The sequence below is a fragment of the Methylocaldum marinum genome (assembly GCF_003584645.1).
Classification (GTDB): domain Bacteria; phylum Pseudomonadota; class Gammaproteobacteria; order Methylococcales; family Methylococcaceae; genus Methylocaldum; species Methylocaldum marinum.
In genome coordinates this window covers 3,675,618-3,690,085 of the sequence record NZ_AP017928.1, presented here as the reverse complement: position 1 = coordinate 3,690,085, position 14,468 = coordinate 3,675,618, and the positions used below count along the sequence as shown (strand labels likewise).

The following is a 14,468-nucleotide window of genomic DNA, read 5'->3' as shown; positions in this document are numbered from 1 at the left end:
CCTTTCCTGGCCGAAGGCTTTCTAAATCTCGGACATTTACATGGTTTTCAAGCCCAGATTTTATTTTCTCGCCGGTTTTCTGTTTTGCATGGGGCTGCTCGCGGCGGCTCTTTATTTTCAATTTTCCGGCGGGCTGGAGCCGTGCCCGCTATGCGTGTCTCAGCGCATCATGATGTTCGCCGTCGCTCTGGTGATGCTGATAGCGGTGCTGCACAACCCGAAAAGGACCGGCGTCAAGGTTTATGCCATTCTGGGATTCGTCGTGGCGGTGCTGGGCGGAGCGGTTTCGGTCCGGCACGTCTGGCTGCAGCACCTGCCGCCGGAGGAGGTGCCGGCCTGCGGCCCGGGACTGGAATACATGTTCCAGTATTTTCCCTTGACCGAAACCCTCAAGGCGATGCTAAACGGCACCGGGGACTGTGCCGAAGTGGATTGGACGCTGCTCGGACTCAGTATGCCGGCGTGGGTCTTGATCTGCTTTGCCGTGCTGGCGCTGCTCAGCCTGATCCAATTCTGGAACGGTACTGACCTGCGCGACGAGCGAGGCTATTTTTCCGGCAAGAGCCGACTTCCCTTGCGTTGAACCCGGCCTGGTCAAGCGTGGGTAGAAGCTTGAAATTGCTGGCGAAAAGGGGGCCGCTATCAACGTCCCGGCTCGGTTGTCACAGAAAAGTCACATTGGCGCCGTACATTGGTCGATTATCCGAAGGAGTGAGTATCGAGAATGTCTGCAATCAATGTGCTTGTCGTCGAAGATGAAGACGCCATTCGTGAAATGCTCAGCTTGGTTCTGGAACAGGCCGATTTTTCCGTCCGAGCGGTTGCGGACGGTCACCAGGCGCAGTTGGCCTTGCATGAGTTGATTCCCGATCTGATCCTGCTGGACTGGATGTTGCCGGGATTGAGCGGGGTCGAATGGGCGCGCCGCCTAAAGAAGGATAAGCAATACGGCGAAATTCCGATCATCATGATCACCGCTCGCGGCGAGGAAGAAGATAAAATACGGGGTCTGGACGTTGGGGCCGACGACTATGTGACCAAGCCATTCTCGCCGCGCGAATTGATGGCCAGGATCAAGGCCGTGCTCCGGCGCAGCAACAAGCACGGGAAAGGCGGAAGAATCGAAATCGGGGGAATCGTGTTGGATATCGACGAACATAGGGTAAGCATTGCCGACAGCCACGTTCTCCTCAGTCCCACCGAGTACCGATTATTGGAATTTTTCCTCACCCATCCCGATAAGGTCTACAGCCGGAGTCAGCTGCTCGACCAGGTTTGGGGGCGGAGTTCATTCATAGAGGAGCGTACCGTCGATGTCCACATCAGGCGTTTGCGGAAGATTTTGGCCGAGTACGATCGCGAGGAGGTCATCCAAACGGTACGCGGCTTTGGATATCGTTTTTCGGAGAGCTTGTGAAGAATCGATTAGGCGATTCGATTCCACATCCCGGATACTGAACCGAGCCGGGCTAAACAAGCGTTCCGCGATTGCTTCTTCGAATCTCCTTCCCTAGCTCGGTCGAAGGCGCGCGACGCTGTCGGTGGCCCGCCCGCCGTGCAATCGGGTGCGTAGCGGTGTCGCCTAAGCGGTGAAATCGGTAGAAGGGAGGACAGTCGGAATCCATGAACCGTTTCTACGCCATCCAAACGGTCAACTGCCGTTTCTAGGTTTGATGCCAACCCTGAGCAAGTCTGATTCATGTCGAGTCCCTGGCGATCGGAATTTCCTTTCCTCTTTCTAGCGCTGCTGGTAGGCGCTTTTCTCAGCAAGGTCTTCGACGGTTTCGTCGTTGCGTTCTGGTTTGTACTGCTGGTCTACCTCGCGAGACACCTTTTTTATGCGAATCGCCTGCTGACCTGGCTGCGCGGCGGCAAATCCGGCCAACCGCCGCAGGGCGATGGCGTATGGGAGGAAATCTATTATCTGATCTATCGGCTGAGACGCCGCAGCAAACGACGCAAGAAGCAGCTTATCCGGATGCTCGAACGTTTCCGTACGGCTACGGCGGCATTACCGGACGCAACCGTGGTGCTGGGGGCGCGGGATGAAATCGATTGGTTCAACGAGGCCGCCGAGCGCATGCTGGGACTGCGCCGCAATGACATCGGCCAGCAGATCGGCAATCTGCTGCGGTATCCGAAGTTCAGTCAGTATCTGCAGAATGCCGATTACCGCTCCACCGTAAGCATTCCTTCCCCGTTGAATGAAAATATCCAACTGGAAATTCGCATCGTCCCGTACGGGGATGATCTGCGGCTTCTGGTCGCCCAGGACGTGACTCAATTGCGCTTCATGGAGCGCGTGCGCAGCGACTTCGTGGCGAATGTTTCCCACGAATTGCGCACCCCGTTGACGGTCCTGAAAGGCTACCTCGAAACCCTCAACAATGCGAATGGCACGGTGCCGGAGTCAACCCTGAAAGTCTTTCGGCGCATGGAAGAGCAGACCGCCCGGATGGAAAGTCTGGTCGATGGCCTGCTCTCGCTGACACGCTTGGAGTCTTCGACCAACCAGTTGATGCAGAAGAGGGTAGATGTGCCGCTGATGCTGCAAAGCATTTGCGACGAGGTCAAACTCTTGGCCGACGATCATCCTTCCATCGAACTGGTCGTCGAAACCGGGGCCGGCTTGCTGGGAGCGGAGCAGGAATTGCGCGGTGCGTTTTCGAACCTGATCGTCAACGCAATGAAGTATACGCCGCCCGCGGGCCGGGTTACCGTGCGATGGCGCGATGAGGGAAAGGGCGCGAGGCTGGACGTCGAGGATACCGGACCGGGCATTGCGCAACACCACTTGCCGCGGCTTACCGAGCGATTTTACCGGGTTTCGGTGGAAGGGTGCAAGAACAAGGGTGGATCCGGGCTGGGATTGGCCATCGTCAAGCACGCGCTGACCCGGCACGGTGCGGAGCTCAAGATCGCGAGCACACTCGGACGCGGTAGTTGTTTCAGTTGTTGCTTCCCCGAGGAAAGGGTCCTGCGAGGCGATTTCCGTACCGATGCCAAGATCGCTCAGAGACTCTGAGAGGGTTATGGCCTGCATCGGGAGCGCACCGAGCACGAGGCGCCCAGCACCACGGAACCCGGAATTTACAAGGAGTGCATGATATTAATGGTCAAGAAAGTAAAGCCACGGGAGCCCCTCTCTCTCTGGGATAAATCGGCAGGGCGAGGTGCGACGCGACGAGCGGGCAGCCTAGGGATGGGTTGCCCCGGCCTCGCGAGCGAAGCGGGACGGAGTCGCTCGCGAGGCCGATTTACTCGCCTCATCCCTGAGGCTCGCCCTTCGGGCCGTGCTTCGCACGTTCCCGTTCGCTCCCGGCGAACGGGTGCACGCGTGAGCGCCGCTTGCGGCTCCGCACAGGGACTGTGCGGAGTGATTGGGTTGGGGTGAGGGCGATTCGAATAGGGCTTTACTTTCTGTGCGCACAGTGAGTGCTCGGCGTTTTTCGGCGTTTCGGAGTTCGTATTCAATGCGGCGCAGGCTCCATCTCTTTCTAACCGCCATGCTCATGGCCGCGATTGCCGGTGCCGTATCCGGTTCATCCGAAGAACCCGAAGCCGTGAGTGATTCCGGCACCGGCGAGTTCGGGGCAAGTGATCTCGGCAAGCTAGCTCGGCATTGGCTCGGTGCATTTCGGCAAGATCATGCCGGAGATGCCGTCAGCTTGAGACCCACCCGCTCGTTCGCTTCGAAGGCGGCCTTCGAGGAGATGCAAAACGCCGTCATTTACGTGGGCTACAGGCTGCCGCCCCAGGCAGTCGATGACTTTGCGCGACGGTACGGTTATAAGCCGACTGCAATCCGCGTTGCTCTCGATACCGTAGCGATTTTCGTACACCGGGAAAATCCCATTCGGGGCATGACGCTGGCTCAAATCGGAGCTGTGTTTTCGGGCGAATCGCGGTGCCGCGGCGCGCAGCATGCGGCGACTTGGGGCGCGCTGGGCTTGGCTGGAGTGTGGCAAGCCCGGCCGTTGCAGGTGTTCGCCATAGGCCCCGCAGACGATTTGCATGATTATTTCAGGCAGCAGGTCTTGTGTGGGGGCGGGCTGGGTGAATTCGTCCGGATGCACCCTAATTCGGCTGCGGTAGCCCGTGCCGTGAGCGAATCGCTGAATGCGATCGGCTTCGGACGCAGCGTTTCGACGATCTCTTCCATGAAGGCCCTGTCGCTGGCCGTCGACACGAATATGCCTTTTGTCGCGCCGAGTGAACGCCCTGTGGTCGACGGGGCCTATCCGCTGACGCGGTTTCTCCATATCTATGTCCAGAAACGCCCGGATCGGCCGCTGACCGGCCGGCAGGCTGATTTCGTACGGTTTGTGCTGTCCCCCGGAGGGCAGGCGATACTCGGACGCAACGGGTTTATCCCGGTTTCCCGAGATGTTGCAAGAATGGAACAATCCTTGATTTTTGCGGATCAGCCTTGAATTTGACGACTTTGTCGAATTTATAGTTTTCCCGGAATTCAGTTGCGTTGCGGCAGATCCGCGACTAAGATTGGGTCTGTTGTAAGTTTTCAAATATTGTTGGCATTCCGGCTACAGGGAGACAGATATGTTGAGAAAAATACTAATTGCTTTGGGTATTGTAGGCATCACTGCCTCGGCGGTGCAGGCCGAAGACCGGTATCTTGACGATAGGTGGTATGTGGCACCGTTCGGCACCTACTTTAATCCGGGCGGGGATCGCAATGCGAAAGACGATTGGGGCGCCGGACTGGGGATCGGCAAAATCATCAACGAACATTTCAATGCCGAAGTCCGGGGATTTTGGCAGCATCTGAACGGTAATGGCTACAACGGCGATCTGACCGGCGGCACTATCGATTTGCAGTACTATTTCATGCGCGACGTCTTCTCGCCGTACGCGGTCATCGGCGCCGGCGGCATGAATACCAGCGCAGGCGGCAGGAGCGGGGCGTCGGTCATCGGCGAGGCCGGTGTCGGCGCGACTTACGAGTTGCACGATAATTTCCTGCTTCGCGGCGACGTCCGTTACCGCTATGTCTACGAAGGAAACGGCGGCGTTTACCGGAACGAAGACGACTTCCATGATATGGTCGTCAACCTCGGTTTTGTCGTTCCTTTCGGCCCGAAGCCTCAGCCTGTGGCCGAGGTGACACCGGCACCAGCTCCCGTGGATGACTGTTCTACCCGCGATTCGGACGGCGACGGCGTGAACGATTGTGACGATAAATGTCCCGGCACCATGGCCGGCGCGCAAGTCGATGACCAGGGGTGTCCGATCAAAATCGAGCTTAGAGGCGTCAATTTCAAATATGACTCGGACGAGCTCACCGAAAACGCGAAAAGCATTCTGGACGGAGTCGTGGAGCAGCTCGTTGCTTCCAATGAAATGCGCGACATCGAGGTCCAGGGGCACGCCAGCAGCGAAGGAAGTTCCAACTACAATCTGAGGCTTTCTGAGCATCGCGCTCAGGCGGTGGCGGATTATCTGAGGTCCAGGGGCTTGAGAAACAGGCTCTATCCCAAAGGCTACGGCGAGGATTATCCGATTGCCGACAACAGCACGGAAGCCGGACGGGAGCAAAACCGCCGCGTTCAGCTGGTTTTCATGGGCGAATAAGTTCACCGCAACCTCGAACGGCCCGGTTGCCCGAGGGCAGCCGGGCTAGACGAAAGACCCGCTCCCGAGAGCGGGTTTTTTTTGTTCGTTTTGACTAAAATGTCGAAGCACCGGCCTGCCGTGCCGGCGACTTCCTCGTGCAACTGGTTCGCAGGTAAATCGTGAACAAGCGTTTTGTTTTCTCTGCTTTGCTGTTGGCAGCGCTTCTGATGACGAAGCCGATATTGGCCGCGGAAATGCGCGGCTTCGTGCATATTAATGGCTCGAATACCTTAAGGCCGTTCGCCGACGCGGTGGCCGACCGAGTCAGCAAATCCCGAAGAATCAAGCGGCCATGGGTCGAATCGAACAGTACCAGCGCCGGATTTCAGTTGTTCTGCGCGCCCGAAACCGGCGAATCGCCCGATATCGTCAATGCATCGAGGCCGATGAAGAAATCCGAGTTCGAAGCCTGTCAGGCGTCGGGCATTAGGAATATCGTCGAGGTAAAGGTCGGCTACGGCGGTCTGGTGCTCGCCCAAGCCAAGAAGGGGCCTGCGCTGGATCTCACTCGCAAGGAGCTGTTCCTGGCCTTGGGGAAGAATGTGCCCGATCCCAAGTGCAAGAACAGGAGTTGCGACGCGCTGGTGCCGAACCCCTATAAAACCTGGAAGGAGATCAATCCTTCGCTGCCCGACACCAAGATCGAGGTCATCGCTCCGGCGTTCGGTTCCGGCGTACGGGAACTGTTCGAAGAGGCCGTTGCGAGGGCCGGGTGTGAAAATTTTCCGTTCATCGCGGCGTGGAAAGACACAAAGAAGGCCAGCTATAGGCAAACCTGCTCCACCCTCCGAACCGACGGAGCCTACATCGAAGAACGAGGCGACGCCGTTGCGGGTAGATTGGCGAAGATGCCGGGAGTCGTCGGGTTTATGCCTTATCACCAGTACACGGCCCATAAAGCCCGGCTTGATGCCGTTCGAATCGACGGGGTTGCTCCGAGCGTCGAGAGCATTGCGGCAAACCGTTATCCCGTCGCCAGGCCTTTATTCCTCTATTTCAAGGCGGATCACCTTGCCAAGGTGAAAGGTCTACAACAATATCTCGCCGAATTTACCAGCGAGAAGGCGTGGGGTGAGAAAGGCTATCTCGCCTCCCTGGGGCTCATCCCGATGTCCGCCGAGGAACGTAAGCTTTATGCGGCGGCTGTGAAGAATCATAGGCCCATGCCGGTACCCTCCGATACGATTACCGAGCGCCGAGGCTCGCCGGATGCGATGCGGGCGGCCCGGTAAAGTCGCGTTGCTCGTCTGTGCAGCTTTGGCACTCAGTCAAGGAGATTCGATGGCTTCGTCCAGAATATCGGACTGTCCCGCCAGTCCCAATTGTGTTTCCAGCGGTTCTAGCGACCAGGATCATTACGTGGACCCGTTTCCCGTCGGCGTCGCGGCGGAGGAAGCATGGACTATTCTCAAGCGTGCCTTGGAGTCGGAACCTCGAGTTCGAGTCGTCGAGGAGGATAGGGAGCGCTGGTATCTTCGCGCCGAAGCCACGAGCCGCTTATTCCGATTCGTGGACGACGTCGAATTTCAGCTTGTTCCGGAGCAGAGGCTCATGCATGTCCGCTCGGCTTCGCGCGTCGGCTATTGGGATTTGGGCGTAAATCGCCGGCGTATCGAGCGTTTACGCGAGGTTCTTAAGCGTGAAGGTTTGGGGCGCTAGGCGTGATCGGGAAAATACGATGAATTCCTTGGATTTAGGCGAAGTCGAGCGGTTTCTGGAAGAAGACATCGGTGCAGGCGATTTGACCGCTTCCATCATTTCGGAGAACGCAACGGCGATAGCAAAAGTGGTTACCCGCGAGGCCATGGTGCTGTGTGGGCAAGCTTGGTTTTCAGCCGTGTTCACCCGGATTGACGATTCGGTCCGAATCGAATGGCTGGCGGCCGAAGGCGCTCGAGTCGATCCGGGTACCGAACTGTGCGTCGTGCGGGGCCCGGCGCGGGCGCTTCTCACGGGGGAACGCACGGGACTCAATCTGCTGCAGACTCTGTCGGGAACCGCGACCTTGGCGCAGGGTTATGCTAAAGCCGTGGAAGGCACCCGGGCGAAAGTGCTGGATACTCGTAAGACGATTCCCGGTCTTCGCAAAGCGCAGAAATATGCCGTACGCTGCGGTGGCTGTAATAACCATCGGATGGGGCTTTATGATGGCATCCTCGTCAAGGAAAACCATATCCTGGCGTGCGGTTCCATCGAGAAGGCCGTGCATGCGGCGAAATCGCTGAACGCGAACGTGCCGATCGAGGTGGAAGTGGAAAATCTCGACGAACTGCGCCAAGCCCTGGCGGCCGGTGCCGAACGGATTCTTCTGGACAATTTCACGCTTCCCATGATGCGGGAGGCGGTGAGCCTGACCGCAGGCCGCGCAAAGCTCGAGGTCTCCGGCAACGTGACCTTGGATGGCATCCGGCAGATCGCCGAAACCGGGGTGGATTACATTTCGGTCGGCGCCTTGACCAAGAACGTTCGGGCGGTCGATTTGTCGATGCGGATCGTGATTGACGGCTGAGCTTGTGAAAAACACAGCGAGCGGTTCATTTCGGCGCTAATGGATGCTGGCGCCGAGGAGAAGATTTATTCACGACAACCGCGCGATGGAGGTCAACCGGGCAGGGGCAGCGTTTTGTCCGGATTCAGAATGCCGTTCGGATCGAACTGGCGTTTGAGGGCTCGCATCAATTCCAGGGCGCCGACGTCGATTTCTTGATCGACGTAATCGCGCTTTTCGAGACCGACGCCGTGCTCGCCCGACAAGGTTCCGCGAAGTCTCAGCACCAGCGAAAACATCTCTCCCAGGCACTCATGGGCTTTTTCGGTCTCGCCGGGTTTGGCAGGGTCGAATAGCAGGTTGACGTGGATATTTCCATTTCCCGCATGGCCGAAGTTGACGATCGCGAGATCGAAGCGTTGCGACAGCTGGTTCAGGCCCGCAATCAGCTTAGGCAGTTCGGTGACGGGCACCACGACGTCTTCGTTGATTTTTTTCGGCGCGACTTTCCGCAGAGCCGGCGATAAGGCTTTGCGAGTTTGCCACAAGGCCTCGACTTCATCGGCGGTTTCCGCGACGCGAAACTCCAGAAGGCCTTCGTTTCGAGCGGCTTGCCGCACGCTCTCTATCTGAACGGCCATGCCCTCGGCGAAGCCGTCCACTTCGATCATGAGCAAGGCGCCGGCGCGCTCGGGCAGATCGGCGCGAGAATAGCGGCGGATCAGTTCGATCGCATTTCCGTCGATGAATTCGAGGGCGCAAGGCACCGCGGGTTGGGCCATGATCCGGGTAATGGCTTCGGTTGCGTTGCTCAAATCCGCATAGACCGCACGCATGGTACGCTTGGCTTGCGGCAACGGCGTCAGCTTGAGCGTCGCCTCGGTTATCAGCGCGAGGGTTCCCTCGGAACCCAATAGCAAACGGGTCAGGTCGTAGCCGACAACGCCCTTGGTGGTCAATACCCCGGTGCGGATCTCCGTTCCCTGACCGGTTACCGCCCTTAACGCCAGGGTGTTTTCTCGCGGCGTGCCGTATTTCACCGCGCGCGGACCGGCCGAGTTATAGGCCAGATTGCCGCCTATGCTGCAAAACGCCGCGCTGGTCGGGTCGGGTGGCCAGAAGAAGCCGTGCGGCTTGAGAAAGTCCTGTAGCGCCTGATTGGTTAGACCGGGCTCGACGACGATGTAACGGTTGCCCGGCGAGAACTCCACGATCCGGTTCATGCGTTCGAACGAAGCTACCACGCCGCCTCGTAGAGGCACGGTCGCGCCGGTTGTGCCGGTGCCGCGGCCGCGGGCCGTCAGAGCCACTCGATGTTCATTGCACAAATGGGCCAGTTCCACGGTCTGGACATGGTTGGAGGGGAATACGACCGCGTCCGGCAGGGACTGGCGGCGGCTATTGTCGTAACCGTAGGTCCAGCAGTCGGCGGGGGCGGTGAAAAGCGAGCCCGGTGGAAAGATTTGTGCCAGCCGGCTCAAAAACGCGTCGGATAAAGCCAAGGTATTAGTCCCCGAATAATTGGTGATCGATCAAATCGCACAGGCAGTGCGTGATCAGCAGATGAACTTCCTGTATCCGGGCCGTGGTTTCCGAGGGTATGCGGATTTCGATGTCGGTTTCCAGCAGCAAGGGCGACAGCGCACCCCCATCGCGGCCGGTCAGCGCCAGAACGGACATGTCCCGGTCATGGGCGGCGGTAACCGCGCTCAAGATACTGGCGGAGTTGCCGCTGGTGGTGTAGACCACGAGAAGATCGTTGATATGGCCTAAAGCCCTGATTTGCTTTGCGAAAACGTCATCGAACCGATAATCGTTGGCAATCGAGGTCAAGGTCGAGGTGTCGCAGGTCAGTGCGACCGCGGGCAAGCCGGGACGTTCCCGGTCGTAGCGGTTCAGCATCTCTGAGGAAAAATGCTGCGCTTGTGCTGCCGATCCGCCGTTTCCGCAGCACAGAATCTTGCCGTCGCTGAGCAAGCACTGAGCCAGACGGACTCCGGCAATCTCGATGATCTCGCCGAGTCTGGCAAGTGACTCGTGGCTTGTTTCGATACTGGTCTCGAACTGACGAAAGACTCGTTCCTGTAAATTCATGCGTTACTATCAAAGTCGCGAAGCGAATGCTGTAATCGGTTAAGCCGCTTGAAAAGCGTCTTTGACCCATTTTACAGCAAGCCCGCCGTCTTCTGGGGCGAGCGCCGCGACATCGAATCGCGCCGGCCGATCCATGCGCTTCTCGCGGAGAAAATTGGCGGCGCTCGCCAGCAGTTTGGCCTGTTTGCGCCGGTCCACGCTTTCCAGAGCGCCGCCGAACCGGATACTTCCCCGATAGCGGACTTCGACAAAGACTATGGCTCGGCCGTCTTCCATGATCAGATCGATTTCGCCGTATCGGCAGCGGTAATTGCGCTCGATCAGCCGCAGGCCGTTGGACTGTAAAAAGAACAGCGCCTGGTCTTCCGCGATACGGCCTTTGGTGTGGCCAAGCGTAGATCTTGGCGTTTTCACCGAAGCGCCGGTGTGTTTTCGCGCGGCCGCAGCAGGGGCGCGATCCCGCGCGGCTGCGGAATGCCGTCTTCGAATTGGGCGCAGTGAAGTTGCCGTTGGATGCGGTTGCCTGAATTTAGCGAGAGCGTACCGGTTGCGCCGGAGTACCGCGACCGGGGTTCAGCGCCGAATCTTTCGAGTTTCGGAAGCAATCGGTAAGCATCGATTCCCAGAGCGATAAGTCTCAGGTAGTCGGACGGCGTTTGTTGAATCTGGCTGCTCAGTGATTGCTGCGATAGCGGACCGCTATCCGACGGATCGAGTAGCCATGGAATATCACAGAAAATTAGGCCATTCAAATCTCTGTCGGCACCTGCGTCGGTTCGACCGCTATAGACGTGTGAAGTTGCGTAGACCGCAATAGGTTCGCCCTGGTGAAAAGTGAGCTGAGGCATTATGAGATGAGCGTCGCGGGCGTCGCTGATGAGAAAGATGAAATCCGCGCCCTGTCTTCCGGCTTGAATCGGCGGTAGGGTGATTTGCGCTTGGGTGGCGAGAGGCGCTGCGGAAAGAAGCGACCTCACCGAGGCGGTGAAGTCCTCGCCGTGATAGGGGTAGGTCTTGATGGTTCTAACGGTCCCGCCGAGCTGATTCCAATAGGCTTCGAAGTGTTTGACCATGCGCTGCCCGAACGAGGTGGCGGGAGCCAAGACCAGCGCGCTTTGGTAGCCGTCGAACCAGGCGCTCCCCGCCGCTTGCTCGACCTCGTGTTCCGGAGTGAGGCCGAACTGATAGATCCTATCGTTGCTGACCTCCGGCGTTTGATTGAGTGCCAAGACGGGAACCGCTAACTCTCCCGCACCGGACAGGGTGGCCAGGTTTTCTTTGAGCAAGGGACCGATGATCGTTTTCGCGCCCTCATCGGCCAATTTCCGGTAGAGTTGATGGATGTTTCCGGTTCCGGTGTCGACGAACCGTAAAGGCGGTTTCGCCGGATTGGGGTCTGCGTAATAAGCGGCAAGCAATCCGGTACGCAGGGCCTGGGCAGCGGACGCATAGGGACCCGACAAGGGCAGCATCACTCCGACGAAGGCGGTTGTGCCGGGGGCGGTTGCGGCGGGCGGAGCGGTACCGGTATGAGCCTGGCCGGGGAGCGTGCCTTGACGCTGGCTCAATAGGCTCCGCAGGAATTGCCCGCTGGCAGGATGTCCGGAATAGCGAGCTTGCCACTTGGCCAATTCCGTCGACAATCCGGCCGGTGGCGTGGTCTTCATGATCTGGGTCAGATTCATCCAGCCGCCCAATACATCGGGCGCGGAAGCTTGCATGGTAGCCAGGACTTTTTCCGGAATCCGCGCAAGCTCGTCATAAATGGCTTCATTATTTTTCTTTACGGCGTCGGGATGAGTGAGAAGGTAGCCGAGCTTGATCCGTTCCTGGGCGCTTTCGAGCATGTTGCCCAGCTGGTTGTAGGCCGAGGCGCGCAGTGTGTGATAATGCGCCTTTTGGGGCGGGCCGAGTCTTCCCATGGACAGGCTATCGAGTTTGGCCAGGGCCTCCCGCGCCCGGCCGACGTTGAGATCGAGCCTGCTTTGCAGGAGCGTGTAATCGTGCCGGTCTGCGGTCTCCAGTTCGCCGGGATCGACGGCATCGGCCAGCTGCTTCGCGGTTCTGCCGTCGCCCGCACGAAGCGCCGAATCGGCTGCTCGCAAGCGGTAATAGTCGGGATCGCGCGAAGCCGCCGCGAGCTGCTGAAATAATCTCATCGCGCCGGCATAGTCCCCACTCTGGACCAGGCTTTCGGCCTGCATCGCGCGCGGATCCATACTGCCGCGCCTGGCCGTGTCGCGGACGCAGCCGGCTGCCGTCAAAACGAGAAGGACGAGACCGAGGCGGATTATTAAAGCCATAGGCGGGATTCAGTTCGAGAACGCGAGGATGTTTAAAGTGACGCAAACAGAACCCGGCATACTATACCTAGTGGCGACACCGATCGGCAATCTGAGAGACTTTACGTTCCGCGCCGTCGATGTATTGCAGCAGGTCGATCTCATCGCTTGTGAAGATACCCGGCATAGCCGGCCGCTTCTGGATCACTACGGAATTTCCACGTCTGCAGTACCATTTCATGAACACAACGAGGACTCGGCCTCGCCCCGGCTGGTCGATCGCTTGCTAAGAGGCGAATCCATCGCGCTGATCTCGGACGCCGGAACACCGCTGATCAGCGATCCGGGGTTCCCCCTGGTGCGTTCGGCCCGGTCCGCGGGAATCCGGGTCGTTCCGGTTCCGGGTGCATGTGCTCTCGTAGCCGCTCTGTCCGCATCCGGTCTGCCGACCGACCGCTTCGCTTTCGAGGGATTTCTGCCAAGAAGACCGGCGGCACGAAAGGCGAGCCTGGAGAACCTGTCGAACGATGCGAGAACGCTCATTTTTTACGAATCGAGTCACCGTGTCCTCGAAAGTGTAGCGGACATTGCGGCGATTTTCCCGTCGGAGCGGCGATTAGTCATAGCGCGAGAGCTGACGAAGCTGTTCGAAACGATAGTGGATACAAAAGTCGGCGAGGCGATTTCTTTCCTCGAAAGCGATCCGAATATGCTGAAAGGGGAGTTCGTTCTGGTGTTGGAAGGCGCGCCCGAATTCGGGAGAGCAGAAGGACTCGCTGCGGAGGAGGAGCGTATCTTGCGGATTCTGCTCGAGGATTGTTCCGTAAAGACGGCGGTGGCCTTGACCGTGAAAATTACCGGAGCGCGTCGCGAAACGGTTTATCGAACTGCGCTCCGGCTGAATCAAGAGCGGGTTAGAAGCGATGACTAGCCATGTCTGCCGAAATCGTAAGAGTACGTCGCTATTTTGTGCCCGGGTTATTGGGGGCGGTCCGGCCGTTCGGAATTGCGCAGCGGATGGTCGGACGACGCATTGGGGCGTGCGGACGGCCTTCTTCCGTTGCCGCTGGTCAGCTTGTGTATCATGTCGTCCCACGAACTATACTGCTTGAAATCCGGGTGGCCGGCGGCGATCTGAATATTGACCTCCGATTTCGCGGTTTCAATGACTTCGTCGGGTGATTTGCCGTCCACGGTATCGACGAATGCATCCGGGCCTTCCTCCGATTTTATTTTGTCTAAAATTCCTAATGCCGTATCGAACAAAACACGGTCGTCCGTATTGAGGTGGCGCTTGACTTTGACTGCCGATTTATAAACCGCTTCCCGCGAGTTGCCGTGGATGGCGTCGGCGCGTGACATAAAGGCGGGCAGAAAGTAGATGACGGCAAGGAGTGCCAAGAAAAGACCGGCTAGTATTTTCACTGTTTATCTCCGAAGTTATTCGTGGCGAGCATTATATAATCTCGCTGCAACATTAATGTAAAAAGCGCTTGCAGCGTCAGGCCGAAGTCAAAATCCTGCCGTACGCGTTGTCAATCGTTCGCTATTGGGGTGCTTCTATGGCTCGAAATCGGGTTTTCGGAACAATATGGGTTGTCTTGAGTTTGACGCTTGCAGCGTGCGCCAATGACATGAAGGTGATGAAAATGGAGGAAGCGCTGAACCGCTATGGTTCGGCGATTCGTTGGGGGGCTTTCCAGAAGGCCTGGGATTTTCAGGCCGGCAAGGAGAACCCGATGCCTGATTTCAACGCGCTTAGGAACGTCAAGGTTACAGGCTATGAATCGCTATTCCGAAAGGTGCAGGATGAAGGCAATACCGTGCTGCAAACCGTCGAGATCCGCTACATCAATAACGATCGTCTCGTGGAAAAAAGTCTGACCGACGAGCAGAAATGGCATTTCGACGTCGAGCAGAAGCATTGGCGATTGGATAGCGCATTTCCGCAATTCGAATAGCCGGATTCG

The 14,468-nt window shown here is 58.1% G+C and carries 15 protein-coding genes; 10 read left to right on the top strand and 5 right to left on the bottom strand.

The features are described from left to right. Nucleotides 1-40: 40 nt before the first annotated feature. The 8 genes from sS8_RS16285 (at nt 41) to nadC (ending at nt 8,143) form a co-directional block, all read left to right on the top strand. Nucleotides 41-583: a disulfide bond formation protein B gene (locus sS8_RS16285; RefSeq protein ID WP_119630526.1), complete on the top strand. Its 543-nt coding sequence runs from the start codon at nt 41-43 to the stop codon at nt 581-583. 141 nt (nt 584-724) lie between these two features. Continuing rightward, the gene (gene phoB / locus sS8_RS16280) at nt 725-1,417 is read left to right on the top strand and encodes a phosphate regulon transcriptional regulator PhoB (protein ID WP_119630525.1); all 693 of its coding nucleotides are present in this window, start codon (nt 725-727) and stop codon (nt 1,415-1,417) included. A gap of 282 nt (nt 1,418-1,699) precedes the next feature. Continuing rightward, entirely contained in the window at nt 1,700-3,025 is a 1,326-nt protein-coding gene (phoR, locus tag sS8_RS16275; RefSeq protein WP_119630524.1) for a phosphate regulon sensor histidine kinase PhoR, read from the top strand. A gap of 448 nt (nt 3,026-3,473) precedes the next feature. Further along, nucleotides 3,474-4,433 (top strand): PstS family phosphate ABC transporter substrate-binding protein, encoded by a 960-nt coding sequence (locus tag sS8_RS16270; RefSeq protein ID WP_119630523.1) that lies wholly within the window; start codon nt 3,474-3,476, stop codon nt 4,431-4,433. Between the two features lie 127 nt (nt 4,434-4,560). Continuing rightward, a complete protein-coding gene (locus sS8_RS16265) occupies nt 4,561-5,592 on the top strand; it encodes an OmpA family protein (protein WP_119630522.1) in 1,032 nt (343 codons plus the stop codon). 161 nt (nt 5,593-5,753) lie between these two features. Then, entirely contained in the window at nt 5,754-6,866 is a 1,113-nt protein-coding gene (locus sS8_RS16260) for a substrate-binding domain-containing protein (protein WP_145986562.1), read from the top strand. 49 nt (nt 6,867-6,915) lie between these two features. Beyond that, the gene (locus tag sS8_RS16255; protein WP_197716544.1) at nt 6,916-7,293 is read left to right on the top strand and encodes a DUF1499 domain-containing protein; all 378 of its coding nucleotides are present in this window, start codon (nt 6,916-6,918) and stop codon (nt 7,291-7,293) included. Between the two features lie 19 nt (nt 7,294-7,312). Next, nucleotides 7,313-8,143 (top strand): carboxylating nicotinate-nucleotide diphosphorylase, encoded by an 831-nt coding sequence (gene nadC / locus sS8_RS16250; protein ID WP_119630520.1) that lies wholly within the window; start codon nt 7,313-7,315, stop codon nt 8,141-8,143. Nucleotides 8,144-8,235: 92 nt separating this feature from the next. Here the strand turns inward: nadC and sS8_RS16245 are convergent, their stop codons facing one another. The 4 genes from sS8_RS16245 to sS8_RS16230 are packed head-to-tail and all read right to left on the bottom strand — an operon-like array spanning nt 8,236 to nt 12,519. Beyond that, nucleotides 8,236-9,624, bottom strand: coding sequence for an FAD-binding oxidoreductase (locus sS8_RS16245; RefSeq protein WP_119630519.1), 1,389 nt, complete (start codon nt 9,622-9,624; stop codon nt 8,236-8,238). Nucleotides 9,625-9,628: 4 nt separating this feature from the next. Continuing rightward, on the bottom strand, nt 9,629-10,216 hold the full coding sequence (locus sS8_RS16240; RefSeq protein ID WP_119630518.1) for a phosphoheptose isomerase: 588 nt from the start codon (nt 10,214-10,216) through the stop codon (nt 9,629-9,631). 39 nt (nt 10,217-10,255) lie between these two features. Further along, on the bottom strand, nt 10,256-10,630 hold the full coding sequence (locus sS8_RS16235) for a YraN family protein (RefSeq protein WP_119630517.1): 375 nt from the start codon (nt 10,628-10,630) through the stop codon (nt 10,256-10,258). Then, entirely contained in the window at nt 10,627-12,519 is a 1,893-nt protein-coding gene (locus sS8_RS16230) for a penicillin-binding protein activator (protein WP_119630516.1), read from the bottom strand. The genes sS8_RS16235 and sS8_RS16230 overlap by 4 nt, the downstream gene beginning before the upstream one ends. Before the next feature lie 37 nt (nt 12,520-12,556). On the opposite strand from sS8_RS16230, the gene rsmI reads away from it, so the two are divergent. Continuing rightward, a complete protein-coding gene (rsmI, locus tag sS8_RS16225; protein ID WP_232020338.1) occupies nt 12,557-13,429 on the top strand; it encodes a 16S rRNA (cytidine(1402)-2'-O)-methyltransferase in 873 nt (290 codons plus the stop codon). A 47-nt stretch (nt 13,430-13,476) separates the two neighbouring features. On the opposite strand, the gene sS8_RS16220 is transcribed toward rsmI, so the two are convergent. Further along, nucleotides 13,477-13,923 carry a hypothetical protein gene (locus sS8_RS16220; RefSeq protein WP_119630514.1) on the bottom strand — a complete coding sequence of 149 codons (447 nt, stop codon included), beginning with the start codon at nt 13,921-13,923 and terminating at the stop codon, nt 13,477-13,479. A gap of 209 nt (nt 13,924-14,132) precedes the next feature. Here sS8_RS16220 and sS8_RS16215 point away from each other — a divergent pair, with 209 nt between their 5' ends. Then, entirely contained in the window at nt 14,133-14,459 is a 327-nt protein-coding gene (locus sS8_RS16215) for a hypothetical protein (RefSeq protein WP_119630513.1), read from the top strand. The last annotated feature ends 9 nt before the right edge of the window (nt 14,460-14,468 follow it).